22 protein-coding genes and 2 tRNA genes are annotated in these 24,327 nt (G+C 38.3%); 14 read left to right on the plus strand and 10 right to left on the minus strand.

Translation table 11 applies throughout. The features are described 5' to 3' along the window. Nucleotides 1–36 precede the first annotated feature (36 nt). Together atpA and atpG are read left to right on the plus strand one after the other, a co-directional pair. Nucleotides 37–1,611, plus strand: coding sequence for a F0F1 ATP synthase subunit alpha (gene atpA / locus OK025_RS11475; RefSeq protein ID WP_075994168.1), 1,575 nt, complete (start codon nt 37–39; stop codon nt 1,609–1,611). A gap of 77 nt (nt 1,612–1,688) precedes the next feature. Beyond that, entirely contained in the window at nt 1,689–2,588 is a 900-nt protein-coding gene (gene atpG / locus OK025_RS11480) for an ATP synthase F1 subunit gamma (RefSeq protein WP_120333225.1), read from the plus strand. A gap of 73 nt (nt 2,589–2,661) precedes the next feature. On the opposite strand, the gene OK025_RS11485 is transcribed toward atpG, so the two are convergent. Further along, nucleotides 2,662–3,708, minus strand: a complete 1,047-nt coding sequence (locus OK025_RS11485) for a beta-ketoacyl-ACP synthase III (RefSeq protein ID WP_317669560.1) — start codon at nt 3,706–3,708, stop codon at nt 2,662–2,664. Between the two features lie 78 nt (nt 3,709–3,786). Here OK025_RS11485 and OK025_RS11490 point away from each other — a divergent pair, with 78 nt between their 5' ends. The 3 genes from OK025_RS11490 to OK025_RS11500 all read left to right on the plus strand — a co-directional run bounded on the left by OK025_RS11490 (nt 3,787) and on the right by OK025_RS11500 (nt 7,486). Continuing rightward, complete coding sequence (locus tag OK025_RS11490; protein ID WP_046671971.1) at nt 3,787–4,068, plus strand: ATP-dependent Clp protease adaptor ClpS; 282 nt, start codon at nt 3,787–3,789, stop codon at nt 4,066–4,068. 99 nt (nt 4,069–4,167) lie between these two features. Further along, nucleotides 4,168–6,609, plus strand: coding sequence for a TonB-dependent receptor domain-containing protein (locus OK025_RS11495; RefSeq protein ID WP_317669561.1), 2,442 nt, complete (start codon nt 4,168–4,170; stop codon nt 6,607–6,609). Between the two features lie 67 nt (nt 6,610–6,676). Next, on the plus strand, nt 6,677–7,486 hold the full coding sequence (locus tag OK025_RS11500; protein WP_083663849.1) for a DUF1080 domain-containing protein: 810 nt from the start codon (nt 6,677–6,679) through the stop codon (nt 7,484–7,486). 32 nt (nt 7,487–7,518) lie between these two features. Here the strand turns inward: OK025_RS11500 and OK025_RS11505 are convergent, their stop codons facing one another. Continuing rightward, the gene (locus tag OK025_RS11505; protein WP_317669562.1) at nt 7,519–8,223 is read right to left on the minus strand and encodes a YjjG family noncanonical pyrimidine nucleotidase; all 705 of its coding nucleotides are present in this window, start codon (nt 8,221–8,223) and stop codon (nt 7,519–7,521) included. 211 nt (nt 8,224–8,434) lie between these two features. Here OK025_RS11505 and OK025_RS11510 point away from each other — a divergent pair, with 211 nt between their 5' ends. The 6 genes from OK025_RS11510 to OK025_RS11535 all read left to right on the plus strand — a co-directional run bounded on the left by OK025_RS11510 (nt 8,435) and on the right by OK025_RS11535 (nt 13,256). Continuing rightward, on the plus strand, nt 8,435–9,310 hold the full coding sequence (locus tag OK025_RS11510) for a HAMP domain-containing sensor histidine kinase (RefSeq protein WP_317669563.1): 876 nt from the start codon (nt 8,435–8,437) through the stop codon (nt 9,308–9,310). After that, nucleotides 9,300–10,007 (plus strand): response regulator transcription factor, encoded by a 708-nt coding sequence (locus OK025_RS11515; protein WP_070563139.1) that lies wholly within the window; start codon nt 9,300–9,302, stop codon nt 10,005–10,007. Before OK025_RS11510 ends, OK025_RS11515 begins: the two co-directional genes overlap by 11 nt. Nucleotides 10,008–10,017: 10 nt before the next feature. Continuing rightward, nucleotides 10,018–10,536, plus strand: coding sequence for a hypothetical protein (locus OK025_RS11520; protein WP_317669564.1), 519 nt, complete (start codon nt 10,018–10,020; stop codon nt 10,534–10,536). Then, the gene (gene hemE, locus OK025_RS11525) at nt 10,536–11,573 is read left to right on the plus strand and encodes a uroporphyrinogen decarboxylase (RefSeq protein WP_317669565.1); all 1,038 of its coding nucleotides are present in this window, start codon (nt 10,536–10,538) and stop codon (nt 11,571–11,573) included. Before OK025_RS11520 ends, hemE begins: the two co-directional genes overlap by 1 nt. Nucleotides 11,574–11,744: 171 nt before the next feature. Next, nucleotides 11,745–12,284, plus strand: a complete 540-nt coding sequence (locus OK025_RS11530; RefSeq protein ID WP_075994977.1) for a CopD family protein — start codon at nt 11,745–11,747, stop codon at nt 12,282–12,284. 75 nt (nt 12,285–12,359) lie between these two features. Next, nucleotides 12,360–13,256, plus strand: coding sequence for a DUF4476 domain-containing protein (locus OK025_RS11535; RefSeq protein WP_317669566.1), 897 nt, complete (start codon nt 12,360–12,362; stop codon nt 13,254–13,256). A gap of 22 nt (nt 13,257–13,278) precedes the next feature. Here OK025_RS11535 and OK025_RS11540 read toward each other — a convergent pair whose 3' ends face one another. From OK025_RS11540 to OK025_RS11555, 5 genes are all read right to left on the minus strand, one after another. Continuing rightward, on the minus strand, nt 13,279–14,712 hold the full coding sequence (locus OK025_RS11540) for an NAD-dependent succinate-semialdehyde dehydrogenase (protein ID WP_317669567.1): 1,434 nt from the start codon (nt 14,710–14,712) through the stop codon (nt 13,279–13,281). A gap of 77 nt (nt 14,713–14,789) precedes the next feature. Then, nucleotides 14,790–15,185, minus strand: coding sequence for a thiol-disulfide oxidoreductase DCC family protein (locus OK025_RS26775; RefSeq protein WP_411567695.1), 396 nt, complete (start codon nt 15,183–15,185; stop codon nt 14,790–14,792). A gap of 149 nt (nt 15,186–15,334) precedes the next feature. Further along, the gene (locus tag OK025_RS11545) at nt 15,335–16,549 is read right to left on the minus strand and encodes a bifunctional 3,4-dihydroxy-2-butanone-4-phosphate synthase/GTP cyclohydrolase II (RefSeq protein WP_317669568.1); all 1,215 of its coding nucleotides are present in this window, start codon (nt 16,547–16,549) and stop codon (nt 15,335–15,337) included. 71 nt (nt 16,550–16,620) lie between these two features. Continuing rightward, on the minus strand, nt 16,621–18,105 hold the full coding sequence (locus OK025_RS11550) for an LptF/LptG family permease (protein WP_317669569.1): 1,485 nt from the start codon (nt 18,103–18,105) through the stop codon (nt 16,621–16,623). Between the two features lie 101 nt (nt 18,106–18,206). Beyond that, nucleotides 18,207–18,584, minus strand: a complete 378-nt coding sequence (locus OK025_RS11555) for an START-like domain-containing protein (RefSeq protein ID WP_046671984.1) — start codon at nt 18,582–18,584, stop codon at nt 18,207–18,209. 65 nt (nt 18,585–18,649) lie between these two features. On the opposite strand from OK025_RS11555, the gene OK025_RS11560 reads away from it, so the two are divergent. The 3 genes from OK025_RS11560 (at nt 18,650) to OK025_RS11570 (ending at nt 21,141) form a co-directional block, all read left to right on the plus strand. Beyond that, nucleotides 18,650–18,723 (plus strand) — tRNA-Met (locus OK025_RS11560). A gap of 293 nt (nt 18,724–19,016) precedes the next feature. Beyond that, nucleotides 19,017–19,093: transfer RNA gene (locus OK025_RS11565), tRNA-Met, on the plus strand. Nucleotides 19,094–19,224: 131 nt separating this feature from the next. Then, nucleotides 19,225–21,141 (plus strand): peptide-N-glycosidase F-related protein, encoded by a 1,917-nt coding sequence (locus tag OK025_RS11570; protein ID WP_317669570.1) that lies wholly within the window; start codon nt 19,225–19,227, stop codon nt 21,139–21,141. Between the two features lie 93 nt (nt 21,142–21,234). Here OK025_RS11570 and OK025_RS11575 read toward each other — a convergent pair whose 3' ends face one another. The 3 genes from OK025_RS11575 to OK025_RS11585 form a co-directional block, all read right to left on the minus strand. Next, the gene (locus OK025_RS11575; protein ID WP_317669571.1) at nt 21,235–22,914 is read right to left on the minus strand and encodes a hypothetical protein; all 1,680 of its coding nucleotides are present in this window, start codon (nt 22,912–22,914) and stop codon (nt 21,235–21,237) included. A 1-nt stretch (nt 22,915) separates the two neighbouring features. Then, nucleotides 22,916–23,692, minus strand: a complete 777-nt coding sequence (locus OK025_RS11580; RefSeq protein ID WP_317669572.1) for an ABC transporter ATP-binding protein — start codon at nt 23,690–23,692, stop codon at nt 22,916–22,918. Between the two features lie 157 nt (nt 23,693–23,849). Further along, on the minus strand, nt 23,850–24,233 hold the full coding sequence (locus OK025_RS11585; RefSeq protein WP_317669573.1) for a hypothetical protein: 384 nt from the start codon (nt 24,231–24,233) through the stop codon (nt 23,850–23,852). Nucleotides 24,234–24,327 lie beyond the last annotated feature (94 nt).

The raw sequence follows: 24,327 nt of genomic DNA on the forward strand, positions 1-24,327 counted from the left end.
GTAAAATAAATCAAAAAACCCCTTATAATAATTAAAATGATAGAGGTAAGACCAGATGAAGTTTCGGCAATTCTAAGAGAGCAATTGTCGGGCTTTAAATCAGAAGCCGAACTAGAGGAAGTGGGTACCGTACTTGCTGTGGGTGACGGTATTGCTCGTATTTACGGCTTAACTAAAGTTCAGTCCGGTGAGTTGGTTGAATTTGATAACGGATTACAAGGTATTGTATTAAACTTAGAAGAAGACAACGTTGGTGTTGTACTTTTAGGTCCTTCTGATGAGATCAAAGAAGGAGATACTATTAAACGTACCAACCGTATTGCATCCATCAAAGTTGGTGAAGGCTTGTTGGGACGTGTTGTAAATACTTTAGGTCAACCAATCGATGGTAAAGGACCTATTCAAGGTGATTTGTATGAAATGCCTATCGAGCGTAAAGCTCCAGGTGTTATCTACCGTCAACCGGTAACTGAGCCATTACAAACAGGTATCAAAGCGATCGATGCGATGATCCCAGTTGGTCGTGGTCAACGTGAGTTGGTTATTGGTGACCGTCAAACAGGTAAAACAGCTGTTTGTATCGATACAATCTTGAACCAAAAAGAATTCTATGATGCAGGAGAACCTGTATTTTGTATCTACGTTGCCGTAGGTCAAAAGAATTCTACAGTTGCGAATATCGTGCGTACATTGGAGGAAAGAGGTGCTATGGCTTATACAGTAGTTGTTGCTGCATCTGCTGCTGATCCTGCTCCACTTCAGTTCTATGCACCAATGGCAGGTGCTGCTATCGGAGAGTTTTTCCGTGATACAGGCCGTCCAGCATTGATCGTTTATGATGATTTGTCTAAACAAGCGGTAGCTTACCGTGAGGTTTCATTATTGTTACGTCGTCCACCGGGCCGCGAAGCATACCCTGGTGACGTATTTTATCTACACAGCCGTTTGTTGGAGCGTGCCGCGAAAATCAACTCTTCAGATGATATCGCACGCAACATGAATGATCTACCTGAGTCGATCAAACACTTGGTAAAAGGCGGTGGTTCATTAACTGCGCTTCCGATCATCGAAACTCAGGCTGGTGACGTTTCAGCGTATATCCCAACCAACGTAATTTCAATTACAGATGGTCAGATCTTCTTGGAGTCTAACTTGTTTAACGCAGGTATCCGTCCAGCGATCAACGTAGGTATCTCTGTATCTCGTGTAGGTGGTAATGCGCAGATCAAACCGATGAAAAAGGTATCCGGTACATTAAAGTTGGATCAAGCTCAGTACCGTGAATTGGAAGCTTTTGCGAAATTCGGTTCTGATCTAGATGCTGCTACTAAATCTGTATTGGATAAAGGTGTTCGTAACGTTGAGATCTTGAAACAAGGTCAATACTCTCCGGTTTCTGTTGAGAAGCAAGTTGCGATCATTTATATCGGAACTAAAGGTTTATTGCGTAATGTTCCTGTGAATAAAGTGAGAGAATTTGAAGAAGAATTCTTGACTCAATTGGAACAACGTCATCCAGAAGTATTGTCAGCTTTTAAAGCGAATAAGTTCTCCGATGAATTAACTGCAGTATTAGAAACAGTAGCTAAGGATTTAGCATCAAAATATTAATAGTAATGAGTATTTGGTATTGAGTCTATCGACAAGGCTCGATACTCAATACTAGGTACTTAATACTTAAAACAAATATGGCAAATTTAAAAGAAGTAAGAAACCGGATTACCTCGGTATCATCAACACAGCAGATCACGAAAGCTATGAAAATGGTTTCGGCTGCTAAATTGAAGCGCGCTACTAACGCTATCTTACAATTGCGCCCATATGCGAATAAACTAAGAGATATTTTGGCGGATGTTTCTGCGAGTGTTGAGGGAAGTAACTCTCCTTTTACAGTAGACCGCGAGCCAAATAAGGTGTTGATCGTTGTTGTTTCTTCGAACAGAGGTTTGGCTGGAGCATTCAACGCAAATGTTATCAAAGCGACTAATAACTTGATCTTTAACAAATATGCCGAGCAACATGCAAAGGGTAATTTGAGTATCATTGGTATTGGTAAAAAGGGTTATGACTTCTACTCGAAACGTAACTTCAACATGGTAGCTAATCACTCTGATTTGTTTTCTGATTTAAATTTTGGTTCTGTATCTGTGGTGACTGAATTTATCATGGAACAATTCAAAGAAGGTAATTTTGATCGTGTTGAAGTAGTGTATAATCAGTTCAAAAATGCAGCAGTTCAAGAGTTGACTGCAGAGCAGATTTTACCATTATTACCTGCGGAGGAAAACAAACAACATACGCATAAAGCAAAAATAGAAGCTGAGGTGGATTATATCATCGAGCCTTCCAAAGAGAAGATTATCGAGGAGTTGATTCCTAAAGCAATCAAGATTCAATTATACAAAGCTGTTTTAGATTCGAATGCCTCTGAACATGGAGCACGTATGACGGCAATGGATAAAGCTACAGAGAATGCTGGTGACTTAATTAAATCACTTAAGCTATCTTACAACCAAGCACGTCAAGCTGCAATTACAACAGAATTGACAGAGATCGTATCTGGTGCAGCAGCATTATCAAACGGATAATTTTTTTATTCGGAAATATATAGAAAAAGGGCTAATCACACATGATCAGCCCTTTTTCTATATATGCTATTATCTACCATCGAATTAAGGCTGAACCCCACGTAAATCCTGCTCCAAAAGCTGCCAAGCATACGATATCGCCGTCTTTAATCTTTCCTTCTTCCCAAGCCTCGCATAGTGCTATCGGTACAGAGGCTGCTGTGGTATTACCATATTTCTGAATATTGTTGAATACCTGATCTTCCTTTAACCCAAGAGTTTTCTGTACAAATTGGGAAATGCGAAGATTGGCCTGATGTGGAATCAATAAATCGATATCGCTGGTTTTTAAATTATTTTTCGCTAGCGCTTCATGAATGACCTCAGGAAATTTGACAACAGCTTTTTTGAAGACGGCCTGACCATCCATATTTGGAAACGCAGTTCCATCTTCGAGCATCTCTTTGGTCATTAATAATCCGCCCAATTCCTGATCCGGCCAGTCGGGCATTTTATCCAGCCAAATCCCACTGGAAGCTCCGGGGTAATACATCGCTAGCTTTTCAGCATCCGCTCCGTCTGAATGTAAGTGCGTGCTGAGGATTCCTTTACCATTTTCGGTTGTGGGTTGCACAACCACTGCTCCGGCACCATCGCCGAAAATCACGGAGACGGCCCGTCCTCTCGTAGAAAAGTCAAGTGCAAAAGAGTGTTTCTCTGAACCAACCACGAGCACATTTTTGTACATCCCTGTTTTGACAAATTGATCGGCAATAGAAAGCGCATATATAAAGCCAGAACATTGGTTTCTAATATCCAGTGCCCCGACCTCCTTCATCTTCATTTCCCGTTGCAGTAGAACGGCGCAGCCCGGAAAATAATAATCTGGCGATAAGGTGGCAAAGATGATGAAGTCGACATCTTCAGGTGTAATACGAGCTCGTTCGATGGCAATTTTAGCTGCTTCGACCCCCATAGTGGTGGTGGTTTCGCCTATTCGGTCTGCATATCTACGTTCTTTAATGCCAGTTCGTTCTTGAATCCATTCGTCACTGGTATCCATAAAGCGTGTTAGGTCATTATTGGTATATACGTTTTTTGGGACGTAATAGCCAATTCCTGCAATTTTTGACTGTAACATAATAAATTCCTCTAATTGATTGTATTCTTCCCTTTTATATTATCGTTAATTTAGAAAAAAATATTCTATTTTTGCAGCATGGGTACCCAAACTGCTGAAGAAACCTTTACGTTAGAAGAGATATTAGCCTCTGTGAAAGAGTCTAATCGCCTCATTTTGTGGAATGATGAAACCAATACGTTTGAACATGTGATTCATTGTCTCATCTATCATTTACAATATACCGAGAAGCAAGCTGAGAAGATTGCCTGGAAAGTACATACTGAGGGGAAATGTGCTGTACTGGAGGGTACTTATACGGAGATGGAGATCTATCGTAAAATTCTGAAAGCCGAGGGATTGACTGTTTCTGTGGAGTAATTTGCTATTCTTTTGTTACCGTAATAATGTGGTTACGCTTCAATTTTGTCTGTAAGTTTTAGTTTTCTTTGCACTATAACTTATAAACTAAGCTGAAGCATGTTTTTTTACGCTAAATCGTTTAAATCTTTCTTATTTGTATTCTTTTTACCTGTTGTTCTTTTTGCTCAAACAGGTCAAATCAAAGCTATTTTAGTCGATAGCGAAACCTCTAAACCTATTTCATCCGCTAGTGTCGCGCTCTTTGACGCCCATAGTAACGTCTTTGTTAAGGGCGGACAGTCTGTATCCCAAGGATTCCTTTTGTTGTCTGATATTAAACCTGGAAAATATAATGTCCGTATCACTTATGTTGGCTACGAGACACAAACTATTGATAGTATAGAGATATTAGGGAATAAAAGCAAGGACTTAGGTCGAATTGCTTTGAAGTCTACAGGTAATATGTTGAACGAAGTCGTTATTGAAGGAAGAGCGCCAGCCATGCAAATTGGTATAGACCGTAAAACCTTCAATGTAGGTGAGAGTTTGGTCAGCGCGGGTGGAACAGCGACCGATGTGCTTGCGAATGTTCCCACTTTGCAAGTTGATCAGGATGGATCGGTCAGTTTGCGTGGATCAAGTAGTGTGAAGATTTTAATCGACGGCCGGGAGTCTGCTTTAGCAGGAAATGATGTAACTTCTTTGCTTCAGAGTCTACCAGCCAATTCAATTGAAAAAGTTGAAGTCATCACAAATCCATCCTCTAAATATGATGCAGAGGGCCAAACTGGGATTATCAATATCGTTTTAAAGAAAAATATTCGGACAGGGCTGAACGGATCGATAAATACATCCGCTGGTTCTTATGATAATTATATGGCCGGTATAACATTGAATTATCGTGATCGGAAATTCAATTACTTCGGATCCTATAACTTCAATAAACGAAACATGTTGGGAAGTGGGAAAACGGACAACACGTTTTTTGGTGATAGCACGCGTAATTATAGCGAATCCGAATCGTCAAGAAAGGGCAATAGCCATACGGTAAAAGCTGGGTTTGATTATAATATGTCAGACCGTACTTCATTGAGTTTTTCGGGTAATTTAAGTATACGTGATAACAAGCGAATAGAAGACTTGAATTACGAGTTCTTTAAGCAATCGCAGATGACAGGAACGAGTGTTCGAAATTCAACACAATTTGAAGACGATCTTGGTTATGAATTTAATGCCGATTTTAGACATCAATTTAAGAGAGAAGGAGAGGAGTTGACGGGAAATGCAAGTTATGGGAGAGATAAGGAAGATGGTACAAATGATTTTTCTCAAAATTATACCGATGGACGGAAGGCCACCTCACGGAAGAATGTTACGTCTGAGGATGGTAAAAATATCAACCTTCAATTGGATTATGTTTTACCTTTCTCCGAGGTAAGCAAATTCGAGGCAGGCTACAGGTCTCAAATCAGAAAGTCATTTGATACCCAATTTTCCAGATCACTCGATTCTTTAGGTAATTATGTGCCGGATTATAGAATCAGCAACGATTTTGATTTCACGAGTACTGTCCATGCGATTTATGCGAATTATCAAAATAAATTAACAGATAAAATTGGCTATCAAATCGGACTCCGGGGAGAGCAATTTGAACTCAAGTCCACCTATTTCTCCAAGGATCCAGCTGCAGTGGAAACGGAGTCCAATGCTAAACAGAAATTTTTCAGGTTATATCCAACACTGTTTTTAACTTACGATGTTGGTGAAAATGGAGATAAAGTTCAATTTAGCTACTCGCGTCGTGTTCAACGGGCTCGTGGTTGGCAAGTTAACCCATTTTTAAACGTATCCGATGATTTGAATTATCGTCAGGGAAATCCGAATCTGAAACCGGAAGATGTACACAGTTTGGAAATGAGCTTTGCCAAAACCTTTGGTAAAGTAAACCTCATAACTTCTGCCTATTTCAATCACGCAAGTGAGGTTATTCAGCCATTTGTTTACAAGATAGAGGATGGAAGAACATACAGTAGATGGGAGAATATGACCAGTCGTAATCTTTCGGGTTTTGAGTTTATTTCAAAAGTCAACGCAACGAAGGATTTTGACTTTACATTTAATCTCAATTTGATCCACATTCAGTATAATGCAAACCCGGACTACGATATTACAGAACGAAAGGATTTCGCTTATAATGCTAATCTGACCGCTAATTATCGTTTTACACCAACGTTTTCTGCTCAAATGAGAGGCGAGTATAATTCTTCGCGTGTAATGGCTCAGGGGCAGATGAATGCCATGAAAGGTATGGATCTAGCCTTAAAAAAAGATGTGTTCAAGAAGAAAGCTTCGATTATGTTGAATGTGAGAGATGTATTTAATTCGCGAAAAATGAATGGTGTGACAGAGACCGCTCAACTAATATCAAATTTTGAGCACCGTTGGATGAAGAGGATGGTAACTTTATCACTTTCCTATCGGTTTGGTAGCCAGGATTTAAACAAATCAAAGAAAAAAGTGTCGAATACAAATGAAATGGGAGGCGGAGAGGAATATTAAAAAATATTCCTCTTTATACACTCAAATGCTTAAATTTAATTTTAAAACAAACCTAAAACTAAAAAGAATGAAGTTATTAAAAACAGTTCTTGCGGTATCAGTGATTGCTTTTTCAGCACATCTTAATACTGCCGTAGCGCAAGCAAAAAAAGAGGTTCCTGCTTACAAAATCTTAGATTTACCCCGTGTAGATATCAAGAAATTTAAAAAGAATAAAGCTGGCGCCTATGTTATTTTTGATGGTACTTCCATGGAAGGCTGGAGAGGATATGATAAGACAGTAGTTCCAAAAAGATGGGTGATTAATGAGGGAGCGATCAAATTTGATAGTCAAGCCAATGTTGGTAAAGAAGAAGGTGGTGACTTGGTCTTTGCTCATGATTTCAAGAATTTCGAATTGGAGATGGAATGGAAAGTTGCTAAAGGAGCAAATTCAGGTATCTTCTTTTTAGCGAAGGAAGTGGAAGGACAACCGATTTATATCTCGTCTCCAGAATGTCAGGTTTTGGACAATGAGAACCATCCTGATGCTAAAATGGGGGTAGATGGAAACCGTAAATCGACATCATTGTACGATATGATACCTGCTAAGCCTCAGAATGGTAAGCCATATGGCGAGTGGAATAAAGTTAAGATCAGGGTAAACAATGGCAAGGTAGAGCATTTTCAAAATGGTGTAAAGGTTGTTGAATATACATTATGGGATAAGTCCTGGATTGATTTATTGCAAAAAAGTAAATTCAGTGAGGAAAAATGGCCTTTGGCTTTTGAATTGTTGAGCCATGTGGGTGGCGATAGCAAATCGGGACTTATCGGTCTTCAGGATCATGGAAATGATGTATGGTTTAAGAATATTACCGTTAAGGTTCTAAAATAGAAAAAGCAGCTTAAAGCTGCTTTTTCTATTTTCTATAGTATCGATTGTAATTCTTTTAAGTCGATAATCATATGTGATACATCGTCTGGTTTTTCAATAACATTTGGGTTAAAGAAAATGGCGTCCATGCCTACATTTACGGCTCCACGGATGTCGGCGTCAAGGTTATCTCCGATCATCAATGATTGTTGGGGCTGCGCTTGAGCAGTCGTCATAGCAAACTCAAATATTCGGGGATCCGGTTTATTCACACCGATGACCTCGGAAATAAAAATATGTTTGAAGTATTTGTTTAGGTTGCTCTTTTCCAGTTTGGTCTCACAGGCCTCTTTAAAACCATTAGATATTAGGTGAAGATTGTATCTGTCACCCAGATAAGCCAAGGTTTCATGTGCATGGGGAAACAGGTTTGTTTTTTTTGGACAGATAGCGAGATACTCCAGTTCGAATTCTTCAGGAAACAACTCCGGATCCACACCGAGCTCGGTAAAGGTGTCTGCAAAGCGAGCTTTCCTAAGTTCTGGTTTTGAAATCTTTCCGTGATGATAGAGTCCCCAAAGTCGATGATTGTTAACTGTATAAGTTTCTATAAAACGAGTGGATGATTCTTGATTAAACAAGTGATCAAACTTGTATTTAAAATATAGCTCGTGCAGACTTTCTTCGGCATTTTTATCAAAATCCCATATTGTATGATCTAGGTCGAAGAAAATGTCTTTTTTCTCGTGATTAAACATATGCAAAATTAAAACAAATTAACCTGAAATTCCAAGTCAGTTAGGTTATCTAGTGATGAAATTAAAGGTTACTTTTACTGATACAGGGGGGCCGATGGTTTATATGACTGTTTGGTGATTTTAGTCTTATTGCGAATCGGTTAATTTTCTTCTTTGTGTCATAATCCTTCGGATATTTCCGAATACATGGGTGAATACCTATTTTTGTCACATGAAGAAAGCGCTGTTACTCTTTTATTTTCTATTGTTCTATGCGGTTATGCAACTGATATGGTGGGGCGTGATGTTTATCCGTTTTGATCCGAGTAAAAAGAACATGATCATAGGAGAGGGAATATTCTTCTTGATTATTTTCTTGTGGGGTGCATGGCGGTTGAAGCGGCTGGTTGAAAGGGAGCAGAAACTGCTTCAACAACAGCAGAACTTTCTTTTGGCTATTACGCATGAACTTAAATCGCCATTGGCTTCCGTCAAATTGTATATTCAAACTATTTTGAGGCGTGAACTTGACAAAGAGCAACAACAAACGTTCTTGAGAAACTCGCTGAAGGATATCGAGCGTTTGGATGATCTGGTGGAAAATGTATTGATGACAACCAAGTTGGACAGCCGAAATTACAGTATGCCGAAGGAGGATTTTAATTTTACTGCTTTGGTCGAACAGGTTGTAGATAGGCTTCAAAAGAATTCCTGTAGTTCACAGGTCTTGAAACCTTATTTGGAGGCGGATATCATTATTCATGCAGATAAGTTTGCGATTAGTAATGTGGTTACTAATCTAATAGAAAATGCGATTAAGTATTCGCCGGCATGTGCTATGGTGGATGTGAAATTATACACGGAGAATAATAAAATAATTTTTTCTGTTGCTGACCATGGTATCGGTATCAGTGATGAAGAGAAAAAACTTATCTTTAATAAGTTTTATCGCGTGGGAAGTGAGGCAACACGAAAAACCAAAGGTACAGGTTTGGGGTTATATATCGTGAAAACCGTATTGCAGAAGCACGACGCGATCATAAAAGTTAAAGATAACACTCCTAAAGGGAGTATTTTTGAAGTAACATTTGAAAGAAATGCAAAGTAAACAAAGAATATTACTTGTCGAAGATGAAGAACACTTGTTAGAAGCTATCAAGTTGAATCTCGAAATGGAAGGTTACCGTGTTACTACGGCTACCGATGGAAAAAAAGCATTAAAAGTCTTCAAGGAGGAACGTTTCAACTTGGTGGTTTTGGATGTGATGATTCCCGAAATTGATGGATTCCAGGTGGCTGAAACTATTCGACTGCAAAACACTGAGGTTCCTATCATGTTTTTAACTGCTAAAAACAGCAGTGAGGATAGAATTACAGGTCTTAAGAAAGGGGCGGATGATTATCTGGTAAAACCTTTCAACTTAGAGGAATTGATCCTTCGTGTTGGAAATTTGGTGCGTCGTGGCATGAAACCGGACGATTTGAAAGAACTAAATTCTTACCAAATCGGTGATAAAACGATCTATTTTAATTCGTATGAGCTACATCATGCGGATGGCACGATCACTTCGTTGACAAAGAAGGAAACCATGCTGTTGAAACTGTTGATTGAACGACGTAATGAGGCTGTATCCCGGGAACAAATATTGGAGACCGTATGGAATTACGATGTTTACCCATCTACACGTACCATCGACAATTTTATCTTAACCTTCCGAAAATATTTCGAACCAGATCAAAAGCATCCGATTTATTTCCATTCTATCAGAGGTGTTGGTTATAAGTTTACCGACAATAACGCATAGGTAGAAAGAGATGATGACAATCAGGGCTAGAATAGCCGTTATTTTTATTGCTGCATTATTATTGGGCTATGGCTTATACCAAGGGCATTATCAAACTGCTGTGCTGATTGCAGGTGGAATAGGCTACTTGATTTGGAGTCATTTTAGAGAAGGCTCCGTTTTTTTGGCAACGCAGGCTTTTCATCGGCAAGATTATGAAAAGACAAAAAACTTGTTAGCAGAGATCAAGAATCCGGATGCACTTCGTAAAGGCAGACGCAATTTCTATGAATTTATGATGGGAAATATTGCGCTTAAAGAGGAACGTGTCGATGAGGCCGAATATCATTTTCAGTTAGCTTCACGTCTGCCTTGGAAGAAAGATAACGAAAAGGGGATGGTGATGATCAATCTGGCAAATATAGCGCTGCGAAAGTTGGATTATGAAAGAGCGAAAGCTTATACAGATGTTGCCAATAAGTTACATCTGACGGCTAGACAGAACAGCATTATTACAAAAATAGAAAACGAAATTTCAAAACATTTATAGTGAGTACTACTTTACAAAACGACTTATTGATTAAAGCTGCATTCTCGCAGCAAACGGAAAGACCTCCTGTGTGGATGATGCGTCAAGCTGGACGCTTTATGAAGGAATATTGGGATATCAAAAATAAATATTCCTTTCTGGAGATGTGCAAAACACCAGAAATTGCTGCGGATGTCACTATGCTTCCGGTAGATTTGCTAGGCATTGATGCAGCTATTTTATTTTCTGATATTTTAGTTACAGCTGAAGCTATGGGAGGGGATCTGTCCTTTGAACAAGGTGTAGGTCCTCGTTTTTCTAATCCTGTTCGTTCTGTAAAGGATGCTGAAGCTTTGTCTACCAACTGTTTGGATAAATTACAGTATGTTGCTGATGCAATCAAGGTCATTCAACAACGTCTTGACAACCGTATCCCTTTGATTGGTTTTGCGGGAGCACCATTTACAATTTTAAGTTATTTGGTTGAAGGTGGATCTTCGAAAGATTTTAAGTTAACGAAGTTGATGTTGAATAATCAGCCTGAGTTGGCACATATGATCCTTCAAAAGATCGCAGATGTAACGGTTGAATATCTTAACATGCAGATCGCAGCTGGAGTAAATGCAATTCAATTATTTGATAGCTGGGCCCTGGCTTTATCATGGAATGATTACCGTGATTTTTCGCATTATTATAATAAGCAGATTATTGCTAAGCTGAACCGTAAGGATATTCCAGTCATTTCATTTTGTAAAGGATCTTCTGTTTTTGCACCAATGATGGTCGAAGCGCAACCTGATGTTGTTTCTATCGATTGGAATGCGGATTTAAAAAATATTAAACAATCTCTGCCACAGGGTATTGCTGTTCAAGGAAATTTGGATCCATTCGTTTTGTATGCAGATAAACCTATTATCAAAAAGAAGATTATCGAATTATTTGAGCGCATGAGAGGTGAAAATGGTTTTATCTTTAACTTGGGACATGGTATCATGCCAGATATTCCTTTTGATAATGTAAAATATGCCATTGAGGTTGTAAAAGAATTTAGGTATTAGTTTGCTACCCACTTCAAAAACAAAAACGACTTGCCTGTGGCAGGTCGTTTTTGTTTGACTTATATTTAATCTATTTCTGTTGATATAGCACTATTGTATATTGGATGTAAGATTTGCGCAATTGATGTTTGGACGTATTGAATGCTATTAACTTTTCTTATTTTTGTAACTATGGTCTATTTATATGCAAAAGCAGTTCATATTATCTTTGTGATTTGTTGGATGTCAGGTCTATTTTATATGCCTCGACTCTTTATATATCATACGGAAGCTAAGGACAAGAGTCAAGAAGCGTTTGATGTTTTGCATAAAGAATTCAGTAAGATGGAGAAATTACTGTGGTGGGTTATTACTACTCCTGCGATGTACATCACTGTCTTTTCTGCACTAGTTATGTTATGCTATTCCCCTGGTTTATTATCCATGGGGTGGATGCATGTAAAACTGACATTCGTTCTGGGAATGATTATCTATCATTTTACCTGCCAGAAGATTATGTTCAAATTGAGTCGTCAAGAATCCAAATTAACTTCAACAAATCTCCGTTTGTTTAATGAAGTCGCAACAGTTTTATTATTTGCGATCGTTTTTACTGTTGTCTTAAAATCGGCACTGAACTGGATATTTGGCGTTTTGGGGCTTTTAATTTTATCCATTGCTTTAATGATGGCCGTAAAACTTTATAAGAAGTACCGGAACAAGAAAGCATAACAAAATGTTAAATTCTTTGGTTTCTTAATCCTTTTTTATTCTGTGTAGTCGAAGGATTATAAATTTAATCGGATTATGTACAGGAAAATTTTGGTTATGGTCTTGTTGCTTATTGTCGCAACGGCTGGGTTTGCGCAGCGATACAGACCTTTTGGCGGGGCATTAAATATCTATTCTACAGATGTTCCATTTTTTCTTTATATCAACAACGTTTTGTATAACAATAGGGCTTCCACGGATATTAGGGTATCCAATTTGACGAGTCGTCGTTATGATTTGCGTATTGTGTTTGCTGATAGACAACAACGTACATTGAATGGTAGCGGTGTGCAACTTGTCAATAGAAATGGACAATATATGAACGTTGTATTTTCTGTCAGTAGCAGACGCGGAAATAGGGGAATTATCTTGGAATCCATGAATCCTGTTGATCGGTATAACAATGGTAATTATCGTGAGGATTTACCGTATAATAACCGGGATGACTATAGTAATGAACAAGGTAATGATCGATATAGACAATCAGAAGATCGTGACGATTTGCCCAACAATAATCGTGGGGGATATCATAATGGATGGAATAATGATCAATATAGGCAGTCAGGAGGAGACTCTAAGGTTTATCGTGATGGTATAGCGAATCAAGGAGGATATGCTGAAAATGAAGATAATGATCAGTCTGATGCCGGAGGAATGAATAAGACGAATTCTAATCGATTGAATGATCTATTAAATCAGAAGGAAAACGATCAGGATAGACTTGCTGTAGCTGCTCAGGAATTAAAAAGTATGCGCCTAAGTGTTAGTGAAATTGTTGATTTAATGGAACTTTTTATACGAGATGATAATAAACTGGCCTTTGCCAAATATGCTTATCCAACCTGTGTGGATAAACAGAATTATGAGAAAGTAGGAGACGCCTTATCGTTCAGTTCAACAAGGGAAAAGCTAGTGGATTTTTTAAAAAAATAAAAGGAGCAAAATGCTCCTTTTTTTATTCACCGCCAAAGCAGATATATTTTAATTCCATATATTCATCCAAACCGTGTTTAGATCCTTCACGACCTACACCAGATTGTTTTACTCCACCAAAAGGAGCTGCTGCATTTGAAATAAGGCCTGTATTGACACCTACCATGCCAGCTTCTAGCTGTTCAGCGACACGAAAACAGCGATTTATATTTGTACTATAAAAATAGGAGGCTAGTCCAAATTCAGTCGTATTGGCCATTGCTATTCCCTCTTCTTCTGTTTTGAAACTGAAAAGGGCGCAAATCGGACCAAAAGTCTCCTCGCGGAATATAAGCGCTTCTTTCGGAACGTTGGTCAGCACAGTTGGCTGGAAAAATAGATCTTTGATGACCTTTCCTCCAGTAGCCAATTCGGCACCATGATTTAATGCGTCTTGTACATGATGCTGTACTTTTTCTAGCCCTTTTGCATTGATTAAGGGGCCTACTTGGATGCCTTTGTCAAGTCCATTACCAACTTTCAATTTACTGACAGCATGGCTAAGTTTCAATGAAAACTCATCATAGACATCTTCTTGTATTAGAAACCTATTGATGGAAACGCAAGTTTGCCCTGAGTTTCTAAATTTTCCGGCAAGCGCTCCTTCGACAGCAGCATCAATATCCGCATCGTTAAAAACCAGAAAGGGAGCATTCCCACCGAGCTCCATAGATACTTTTTTAATGTTAGAGGCTGATTGTTCTATGAGTGTTTTTCCGACTTCGGTAGAGCCTGTGAAGGATAGTTTTCTTATCAGGTCGTTCGTAGCTAGTTCTTTGCCGATACCGGCACTATCTTTTCCTGTGATGACATTGAAAACACCCTTCGGGACACCTGCGTCTTCAGCGAGTTTAACTAATGCAATAGCCGATAATGGTGTTTGTGAGGCTGGTTTAAGTATCACAGTACAGCCAGCGACTAAAGCGGGAGCCACTTTTCGGGTGATCATCGCTAAAGGAAAATTCCAGGGCGTAATTGCGGCTACGACACCTACACCTTGCCTAATCGTTATCATTCTACTTCCTTTTTTATGGGCGGGTATTGTTTCACCATAGGCCCTTTTTCCTTCTTCTGAAAACCATTCTACGAAAGAACTACCGTAGTCAACCTCTACCCTCGATTCGCTTAGCGGTTTACCGCTTTCCAGGGTCATGATTTCCGCAAGATCGTCTTTATAGTATTGAATAAGATCGTACCACTTGCGGACGATGTTGCAACGTTCCAGTACAGTTGTGTTTTTCCAGCTTTTCCATGCCTTGTCAGCATCAATTATGGCTTTGGTACAGTCAACTACTTTTAGATCTGGCAACGAAGCAATAACTTTTCCTGTTGCAGGGTTTACCACATCAAAGGTGTGTTTTGACTTGATAAATTTCCCATTGATATAGGCACTGTCAATTAAAAGTGTATTTTTCATCGATGTAAATTTAATTGTCACAAGTATAATTAGAAGATTTCTGAGCTGAACTTCACTTCAATATGATTGCTGTTTGTTCAAATGAATCTTTCTCGCTCAGATTTTGAAGGTATCGTACAAAACTCATTTTTTCCAAACCATCGATAGCGGTTTTTAGCAAAATAATCATAAAGCGCATCTCTCGACGAAAGTGGCAAAATCTTCAGTAAATAACATGTAATGTAGGGAAATCCGAGCTTTTTACAGATTCTTAGGATAGCCTCACTTTTGATGTAACTTCCTGTCTGAGATAAATAGACTATGGAGTCAATGTTTTTCGGAATATTTTTTAGTGCGTTTTGTGCGAATTCAGACTGTAGCGAGCTGAATAGGAATTTGTTTTTGCGATCTATTCTTAATAGTATCTGAACAAAGCGATTACAAATCAAGCAATCACCATCGAAGAAGATGATATGTTTCCCTTGTTGATCCATTTAATAAAGTTACTTTTATTTATTGAAAGTACTGCCATTCCAAGATCATAAATAGGGATGTTTCCTTAGGACCAAAAATTAGTCCGTTATAATAAAAAAGAAGCGGTGTCTTTTATCCAAAAACACCGCTTCTTTTTTTATCTTGTATTTTATAGATTTTTCATGATTGTATGTCCCATACGATCCCTTTTAGTTTTTAAGTACTCTTCATTAAAGGGATTTGCCGTTATTTCAATAGGTACATTTTCTACGATTTCGAGACCATAACCTACTAGGCCAGCACGTTTTGTCGGATTATTTGACATAAGACGCATTTTTGTGACACCAAGATTTCTAAGAATCTGGGCTCCTACACCGTAGTCTCTTAAATCTGCCTTGAACCCTAACTGCACATTGGCGTCTACCGTATCCAAACCATTTTCTTGTAATTTGTAAGCATGTAGCTTATTGATCAGTCCAATACCGCGACCTTCTTGATTCATATAGACAATAACACCTTTACCCTCTTGCTGGATCATTTCCATAGCTTTGTGCAATTGAGGACCACAGTCACAACGGCAAGAACCAAAAATATCACCCGTAACACAAGAGCTGTGCACCCGTACTAAAATAGGTTCATCTTCATTCCACTCGCCTTTATAAAGCGCTAAATGTTGTTCGCCAGTGTCCTTTTGTGTAAAGGCTTTCATTTTAAAATCACCATATTGCGTTGGCATATTAACCGTGACTTCTTCATTGATTAAAGAGTCGTGCTTAAGACGGTATTCAATTAGATCTTCAATACTAACGATCTTTAAGTCAAATTTTTTAGCAACTTCCATGAGTTCCGGAAGTCTGGCCATTTCACCATCTTCTTTTAGAATCTCAACCAATACACCCGCTGGCTCAAATCCTGCTAATCGAGCGAGGTCAACTGTAGCTTCAGTGTGTCCTGTACGACGTAATACACCACCATCTTTCGCTATGAGTGGGAAAATATGTCCTGGTCTACCTAATTCTTCATAATGAATATTAGGATCGATCATTGCTTTAATTGTTTTCGAACGGTCCGACGCAGAAATACCGGTTGTACAACCATATCCCTGTAAGTCAATGGAAACTGTAAAGTTTGTTTCATATACCGCTGTATTCTGTCCCACCATTAAGTCGAGGTGTAATGCATCTGCTCTTTCTTTTGTAATTGGGGCACATACTAGTCCACGACCGTGAGTCGCCATAAAGTTGATGATTTCGGGAGTTGCATTGCGGGCCGCAGTGACAAAGTCTCCTTCATTTTCGCGATCTTCGTCATCCACGACGATTACTACTTTTCCTGCTTGTATATCAGCGATCGCTTCTTCGATCGTGTTTAATTTGAAATCCATTTATTGATATATTGTAATTGGTACAAAGTTAGTGTAGAATCTAAATTTATTTATAATAGCGTTGTCACAATCTAATGTGATTCTTTTAATTTATTCTTTTTTGCAAGCTTTTCCTTAATCCATTTCCAAGCGGCTTCTACTTTTAATTTATATTGATCAATATCAAATAAGGCAGAATCAGTCGTCGACTTGTATGTTAGAAAAGCAGCTAATGGTGTTAAGACAATAATGGCCATCCACATACCAACAGCCGATGAGATCGCACCATCTTTCGCTGTTTTTTCTGCTACTGTAGAGATAATGTGATAGATTAGAAAGAAAATGATGGCCATCACGACCGGAAGACCGAGTCCACCTTTTCTGATAATGGCTCCTAGTGGAGCTCCGATTGCAAATAATAAAAGACAGGAGACAGCTAGGGTAAACTTGCGATGCCATTCAATCCGATAGCGTATATCTTTCGACTTGTAATCTTTAAACTCTAGTGTACGTCCATTTAGATCTTCCTTTAAATAATTCAACTGGTTTAACGCATTCATGGTGATCTGTGCCCGTTGTTCTTGGGGAACCAGATCGCTAAGCAAATTTTTAAAAGGTTTGATCTTAGCTTCTTTGACCTTTGGCTGTCCAGGTTGATTCGCACTAAAATATTTCGAATAGATATTATATCGGGTGTCTAATGTACGTACGATGGCTTTTCCCATACTGTCTATCTTAATATGGTTGGAATCAATGTACATGTCTAACTGTTTCAGGTTTAACATCGCATGGTGGCTCTTGAAGAGATTTTCATCCGTTTTACCTTGTTGAAAACTTCCCATATCAAACTTTTGCTCTGTTTCCTTGAACTTAAATCGCGTAAATTGCTGACGTGGATCGTAGGTTTTGGAATTTTTAGTCCGTGCTTCCTCATAGCGGATACCATCCTTAAGTTTTAGGATCATATAATTGTTGTCAGGAGAGTTATAGATATACCCTTCTTTCGCCATAAGTACATTATTGGCTGTATTACCGCCACGATGATCATAGATCATCAAGTCATAGAGAATTGTTCCTGCTTTGTTTTTCCCCCTAGCACGGATTGAGTAACCTGGAATGGTGTTGTTGAAGATTCCGGGTTTGATGAGGAAATCTGCTTTTTTATTACGCACATCAGTAAGTAGCGTACCCATTTTTAGGTTCACTACCGGGAGTATATAGTCGGAGAACAGAAAAGAACTTGTTGCGAAAATTGCAACGAGTATAAATAGTGGGGTCATCGCTTTACGTAAAGATACGCCTGCAGCTTTGATTGCAACTAATTCATAGCTTTCACCCAGATTTCCGAAAGTCATAATGGAGGAAAGGAGCATGGATAAAGGCATTGCCATTTGGATTTGAACAACGCATTGATATCCAATTAGCTCCATGATCGTATACCATTCGAATCCTTTTCCAATCAAATCATCAATGTACTTGAATAGGAAAAGCATCAATAAGACAAACATCACAATAAAGAATGTGACAATAAATGGTTTTATGAAAGCTTGAAGAATAAGTAAATGAACCTTTTTCATCCGTGACGCAAAGCAAATTGATGCCTTTACATTAAGGCATCTCCCAACTAAGAGTTCCAGCTGGAGCTCTTAGTGGAAATATATTGCAAAGATAGGCTTTTTTATGCACCTATAACACTTTGAAGATAGACTATTGAATTTTTCCAAATTAGCTTTCTATTTTCAAGGTCTTCTTCTTTAGCGTAATCTGTTATTTTAAGAGCAACATCATTTGTTAGCTCGTCTTGATCGATCTCCAGATCGAAATAATAGGGATCATCATCGAGCCATTTAAAGCGTACAGATTTATTTTCTCTCGATGCTACAATTTTTGCTCGGTGAGGTTCATCATCCCAAATGAAAGTATAAACGGTGTCTTTATAGTTTACATCATCTGCAAACCATTGTGCCAATTCGTTTGGTTCTTGCAAATACGGAAATAAAATTCTAGGTGAAGAGTTGATGATATATTCTAGTTGGAATTTTATTTTATCTGCCATAAAAATGTTTTTTTAAATTTTAGTTTGTTTAAATCAAAAATAAGCTATATTTGCATTCCCAAAATGGCGGGGTAGCTCAGATGGTTAGAGCGTTGGATTCATAACCCAAAGGTCGGCAGTTCGATTCTGCTCCCCGCTACAAATCTCTTCCAAAATTGCTTTTTACTGCATCAACTTATTATTTGTAATAATACATATTTATTTTGTTATTGCAAGTTTTTTTGTAAAAAGTTGCCCCTGTTTTTTGATAAACATGTTGTTTTTAGGACTATCAATTTTTTCAACTACTGTTTCTATTTTTCAATGATAAATTTATTGAGTTAAAAATGAGTTTGTTGCGTTTAATGCGAGTTTTAATTAGGTCAGAATTGGTAAAAAAATAAAAAAATCTTTTGAATTGACATACGAAGTGGTATATTTGCATACCGAAACGGCGGGGTAGCTCAGATGGTTAGAGCGTTGGATTCATAACCCAAAGGTCGGCAGTTCGATTCTGCTCCCCGCTACCAAAAGCATCAGTCTGTTAAGATTGATGCTTTTTTTATGATTGTATGTATTTCCTTTTTATCGCATTACCTTTTTTTCGCCGCCGACAAGAGTACATCTATCTTTGTATTGTTTTATGGATAATATTTAAATAATGAATATAAGACCTATACTAACCCTATTCTACTTTTTTATCTGCTATCATGTTTTTGCACAAGAAGGCACAATAAGCCATGTCGTTACTCATCAACGGAAAACCATTCAATGTGATGCACAGAAAGGCGAAAATTCCTATCCAGCTTGGGGGGTATTTCCGAAAGAAAACGATCCTGTAAGAAAGGTTACTATGTTTGTTTCCCTTGGGAGCCCAGATAGTTTGCGCACAGCACATTGGGATTATTTGGATCACATCGTATTGCGTCGTAAAGGAGGCAAAAATGGAGCTGTGCTAAATTATGAATTAGGAAGAATGCTTACGCCATATGGTAGTATCTATAATAAAGGATGGAGTTGGAAATGGCAGGTCGATGTAACTGATTTTGCTCCTTTCTTAAGGGATAGCGTGGAAATTGTTTATACTCATTCTGGTTTTGAGGACAAGACTGTAGGATGGGCACTTACTGTAGATTTTGAAATTTTATCAGGTCCACCAGTCGTCACCCCATTGGGAATAACAGCGCTATGGAATAAAGCATATAAATATGGGGATGTCAACGAAAAGATAGCAGAAAATTTACTACCAATATCATTTACCTCGAGTCCGGGAGCAGCATTGAGCCGAATACGTATTCAGCATACAGGGCATGGTATGGATAAACCACGTGGCTGTAGTGAATTCTGTAGCCGATGGCGCGAACTCACCTTCGATGGAAAGACTGTAGACAGACGTGATATGTGGAAGAAATGTGGTGGTAATCCACTTTATCCACAAGGCGGTACCTGGGTACATGACCGCGCATATTGGTGCCCTGGAGATTTACAGCAGCCTGATTTTATTGATGTATTTACTAAAGTCGGTACTCATCAAGTTGCCTTACAGATGGAACCCTATACAGCGACAGATAATGTACAGGCTGTCGAAAATATATCCGCTTACTTGTTTCAATATTCAGCCCCCACACGAAAAGTAGATGTTGCAGTCGAGTCAATAATGGTTCCAAGTGATGAACAGCGTTTCTCTAGATTAAATCCGGCGAGTGCTGGTCCTAGGATCTCTTTCAGAAATTTAGGCGCCGACCCGATTCGATCCCTAGAAATTGTTTATGGCACGAAAGGATTTCCTGTCAAAACTTTCCATTGGAAAGGTAATCTTCCTTTTAATCAAGTTGCAGAAGTTATCCTACCCGGAGAAATACAGGAAAAAGATCGGGAGAATGTATTTACGGTGTCACTTCTTCAGCCTAATGGAAAGCCGGATGCATGGCCCGCAGACAATAAGGCGCAAAGCGTTTTTACAGCGCTACAGAAATTTCCGACTGATTTTGTTTTGGAGTTTATGACCAATAATAAACCAGCGGATAATCGTATATTTTTAATTAATGCAAAGCAGGATACGGTCTTTCGTAAAAATGGCTCTCAACTGGCTGCAGCAACGATGTATAGAGATACTTTACATCTTGCTGAGGGAAATCACTCACTCGCTTTGGTTGATACCGCAGGTAACGGACTGCAGTTTTGGGCTCAACCTGAAAATGGTGATGGTCATTTACGGATCTTCGATCTGAAAGGAAATCTTATTCATGCTTTTGAAAGTGATTGTGGAAATGGCGAAATGTTTAGTTTCAATGCTAAACTCGGCCTAGAGATGAACACGATTTCAACGCAATATGCCTTCTCACTTTATCCCAGATCGGTTGTGGATAAGACGCAACTGAGCGTAGTGTCCAATAAACAAAGTGAGATGACTGTGCTTTTTATGGTTGATGGCGTTTTGTGGCAAAAACATGAATACAAATCCATTCAACAAGCTGTCTTAAACTATGATCTGAGCCATTTACCTTCAGGAAGAATAATCGTAGAAGTTCTGATGGATGGTATTAGTCGATTTAAAGGACGGATAAATAAAAGATAAGCGGATAAAAGTAAAGCGCGAAGATATTTTGTGCTTAGATTTTCACGAATTAGATAAAAAAGCTCCATTAATGGAGCTTTTTTATCTGCTTAATCAATTGTCGTCGTAAGCTAAGCCTTTCCAGTCTTCTCTCTGTAAGTACTTCAGCATAAAAAAGAACACGACCCATGCAAGTCCGGCTAAGATCCAAATTAGAGTTTCATAGTGGAAAATTGTTTTATGTAAGTATCCCAAAATACCTAATAGACCTAATATCAGTAGATTAGTTATTGCTTTTGAATTGGATTGACTAGCCTTAGAGAACGGATAGTTTTTGACAATAAAAAGCATAATCAGAATACTTTCGATACCGCCGACTGCGGAAGATAATAGCAGATCATTAATAGAACTGAGACCAAATAGTGGTACGCAGATAGAAAGAAACAGTATGTTGAACGGTAAAACATATTTAATAAGACATGCTTTAAGAACTCCAGTCATTAGTTGTCCTGGTTTTTGTATCGGAGTCACATGGTAGACCCAGGCCGCTTTATATTTATTACTTTGGGTAATAAGCTGGAAAACGGTTAATATGGTCAATAACGAAAGATAAAACATAATGATATACAAGCCTGAATCCCGAAGTTTCGCTATTTTGCCAGCTATGGGGAGATCATCTCCTGTACGTAGAAATAAAAAGACAAAATAAATAGGTAGATAAGCCAACGAAGGGTATAGCTGTTGCTTAAATTCTCTCGTTTTAGAACTTATCAGCCATACAATGCCAAATCCAGCCTCTTCAACAGGGGATGAGCAAACGCTCGAAGAGATCCTTTTATATAGCGGTAATTTGGCGGGATTATCTCGGGTTAATTGTGAACTTTCACTAGGAAGGTTATCGGCACTTGCCAGTGCAGCTATTTTTGCATTAAATCCACGTGAAAACAGCTTAGTACAAGCGTAGATACCAGCAAAGGGAGTTAGTATTCCCAGTGTTGATAAGATGACCAAATGTACATTGTGGTTACCAAAGAGTAATGGTTGGAATGATGCAATCCAGGTACTTGGGAATATCCAAAGAAATCTGAGCTGTTCCATCGTTAAATGGGATTCCACAATAGATTGGATCAAATTTGGGCCAACATAATAGGATAGAAAAAGAACCAGTGAGAGACCGATCTGTATATAAGTAATTACATCTTTAAACTTTTGGATGGGGAGATATTTGATGCTGATCAGATAAAATCCATTAACAAATATCAGCGCGATTAAAGTGCTTAGTATAAGCTGCAGGCATAAAAGAAAGACGGAGACGATATCCCAATTGAATAATACATAAATAAGCACAGGTAAGGTCAATGCAATTACTTGATTAAAAAGCTTGATTGCAATAAAAGTTATTCGGGAAATAGCTAAAGTCTTGTCATTAACTGGTCTAGGCATAATGATATACTGATCCCGGGTATCTAATAATATGGGTGAAAAATCGGATACCAACGTAATGCTTAACATGCTAATGAAACTGAGTAGCATAATCGAAACGGCTAAGTACCTATCTGGAATTGAAATAACAATGGCCATGAATATCAGGCCAAAGATGAGATACAATAAGAATTGTAAAATCGATGACGAAGAAGAGGATTTCCCTGAGCTACGTTTCCTAAAGCTAATCGGCTTTCTGTTCTCTAAGACTACTTTGGTTTCTAAGATGATCTTAAACTGTTCATAATTGATGCCCAAGCCTTTCCAAACCCCACGAAAAAGAAGGATAAATTTTAAGATAAATTTTTCCATGTTATTGAATGGCAGTAATGATATTGGAAGCGTCTAATGCACTGTTGCCAGTATTGGTTAATTTAGCAAATATATGCTCCAACGATTCGTTAGGATCTGTTTTTAGTTCCTCAATTGTTCCATCCGCAATGATGCTGCCCTGATTTATCAGTAAAATCCGATCAGATACTTTTTCAACAACGTCCATCATATGTGAACAATAGAAAATTGTTTTCCCTTCTTTTGCAAGTAATGAAATAAGTTCTTTAACAAAGATAACAGCATTGGCATCGAGTCCGGATAATGGTTCATCCAAAACAATAATCTGGGGATTATGAATAATTCCTGAAATTAAAAGTACTTTTTGACGCATTCCTTTCGAGAAGGTATCCATCCTATTATTTACATTAGATTCAAGACCAAAAGCTGTTAACAATTTTAAAGAACGTTCCTGAATGGTGTTATCTTCCATGCCATATAGTTTACCTATAAAATTTAAGTATTCCATGGGAGTGAGGACCTCGTATAATTCTGCGTTCTCGGGAACATATCCCAATAATGCTTTTACAGCAAGTGGATCTTCTTGAATATTGATACCATTAATTTCTACAGTGCCTGTGAAATCTTCGATTAGCCCTGTTAATATTTTAACAGTAGTGGATTTGCCGGCACCATTTGGGCCAATATATCCGATAACTTGACCTGGGAATATATCAAGGTTGATTCCTTTTAATATCTCCTTTGTTCCGTATGATTTTTTTAGGTCAACAATCCGGATGAGCGGTAATATACTTTCCATATAATTATAATCTTCAACGTAAACTTACGTAAAAATTTGGAGTTATAGTTCCTATTGAAAAGTCTATAGACTGTATTCTCGAGAAGAACATTTCTTTCGAATCAAAAAAGAAGGGACCTTCGGGGTCCCTCAAAAAAATTATATTATTTTTGGATAACTATCTGTCGTTTTTAGGATATCCCTCTTCATCGAGGTCATCTCTCAGATCTTCTTCGTTCTCGGCTAATTTCTTGTCTAAAGGGGATAGGCGCTCATGATCAAAAGTTTCAATTCGCATGTTAGCTTCATCTAGATCTTCTTCTTCGAGCTCACCTTGTGTTGCATATTCATCTCCGACAAATGGATTAGAATCATCGTATGTTGAATCATCATCAATTGCCCCCTCAGCTATTGTATCATAGTCAGCTGGGTGATCATAGTCTGGGTCGTTGTCATCGACGTCCATTTCATAACTGTCAAGCTCCTTATTAAAAGCAAGGTCCTGATCCATATCCGTATAGTCTTCCTCGACCTTTCCATTTTTACGTTCTTTTTTTGACATAATCATGCATTTGTTATTCATTGGTAAAACAGTTTCCGAAAAGAAAAGTTTTGGATTTATTCAGCAAAACGATTATGGTAAAAGTATTAGGAAA

The organism is Sphingobacterium sp. UGAL515B_05 (assembly GCF_033097525.1).
GTDB lineage: Bacteria > Bacteroidota > Bacteroidia > Sphingobacteriales > Sphingobacteriaceae > Sphingobacterium.

Excerpts from the sequence above, each read along its gene's own strand:
- OK025_RS11505 (WP_317669562.1), bottom strand. The coding sequence starts at position 8,223 with ATGTTTAATCACGAGAAAAAAGACATTTTCTTCGACCTAGATCATACA.
- OK025_RS11495 (WP_317669561.1), top strand. The coding sequence starts at position 4,168 with ATGTTTTTTTACGCTAAATCGTTTAAATCTTTCTTATTTGTATTCTTT.
- OK025_RS11490 (WP_046671971.1), top strand. The coding sequence starts at position 3,787 with ATGGGTACCCAAACTGCTGAAGAAACCTTTACGTTAGAAGAGATATTA.
- OK025_RS11570 (WP_317669570.1), top strand. The coding sequence starts at position 19,225 with ATGAATATAAGACCTATACTAACCCTATTCTACTTTTTTATCTGCTAT.
- OK025_RS11535 (WP_317669566.1), top strand. The coding sequence starts at position 12,360 with ATGTACAGGAAAATTTTGGTTATGGTCTTGTTGCTTATTGTCGCAACG.
- OK025_RS11540 (WP_317669567.1), bottom strand. The coding sequence starts at position 14,712 with ATGAAAAATACACTTTTAATTGACAGTGCCTATATCAATGGGAAATTT.
- OK025_RS11575 (WP_317669571.1), bottom strand. The coding sequence starts at position 22,914 with ATGGAAAAATTTATCTTAAAATTTATCCTTCTTTTTCGTGGGGTTTGG.
- OK025_RS11550 (WP_317669569.1), bottom strand. The coding sequence starts at position 18,105 with ATGAAAAAGGTTCATTTACTTATTCTTCAAGCTTTCATAAAACCATTT.
- OK025_RS11510 (WP_317669563.1), top strand. The coding sequence starts at position 8,435 with ATGAAGAAAGCGCTGTTACTCTTTTATTTTCTATTGTTCTATGCGGTT.
- OK025_RS11545 (WP_317669568.1), bottom strand. The coding sequence starts at position 16,549 with ATGGATTTCAAATTAAACACGATCGAAGAAGCGATCGCTGATATACAA.
- OK025_RS11485 (WP_317669560.1), bottom strand. The coding sequence starts at position 3,708 with ATGTTACAGTCAAAAATTGCAGGAATTGGCTATTACGTCCCAAAAAAC.
- atpG (WP_120333225.1), top strand. The coding sequence starts at position 1,689 with ATGGCAAATTTAAAAGAAGTAAGAAACCGGATTACCTCGGTATCATCA.
- OK025_RS11555 (WP_046671984.1), bottom strand. The coding sequence starts at position 18,584 with ATGGCAGATAAAATAAAATTCCAACTAGAATATATCATCAACTCTTCA.
- OK025_RS11520 (WP_317669564.1), top strand. The coding sequence starts at position 10,018 with ATGATGACAATCAGGGCTAGAATAGCCGTTATTTTTATTGCTGCATTA.
- OK025_RS11530 (WP_075994977.1), top strand. The coding sequence starts at position 11,745 with ATGGTCTATTTATATGCAAAAGCAGTTCATATTATCTTTGTGATTTGT.
- OK025_RS11585 (WP_317669573.1), bottom strand. The coding sequence starts at position 24,233 with ATGTCAAAAAAAGAACGTAAAAATGGAAAGGTCGAGGAAGACTATACG.
- OK025_RS11580 (WP_317669572.1), bottom strand. The coding sequence starts at position 23,692 with ATGGAAAGTATATTACCGCTCATCCGGATTGTTGACCTAAAAAAATCA.
- OK025_RS26775 (WP_411567695.1), bottom strand. The coding sequence starts at position 15,185 with ATGGATCAACAAGGGAAACATATCATCTTCTTCGATGGTGATTGCTTG.
- atpA (WP_075994168.1), top strand. The coding sequence starts at position 37 with ATGATAGAGGTAAGACCAGATGAAGTTTCGGCAATTCTAAGAGAGCAA.
- OK025_RS11500 (WP_083663849.1), top strand. The coding sequence starts at position 6,677 with ATGAAGTTATTAAAAACAGTTCTTGCGGTATCAGTGATTGCTTTTTCA.
- OK025_RS11515 (WP_070563139.1), top strand. The coding sequence starts at position 9,300 with ATGCAAAGTAAACAAAGAATATTACTTGTCGAAGATGAAGAACACTTG.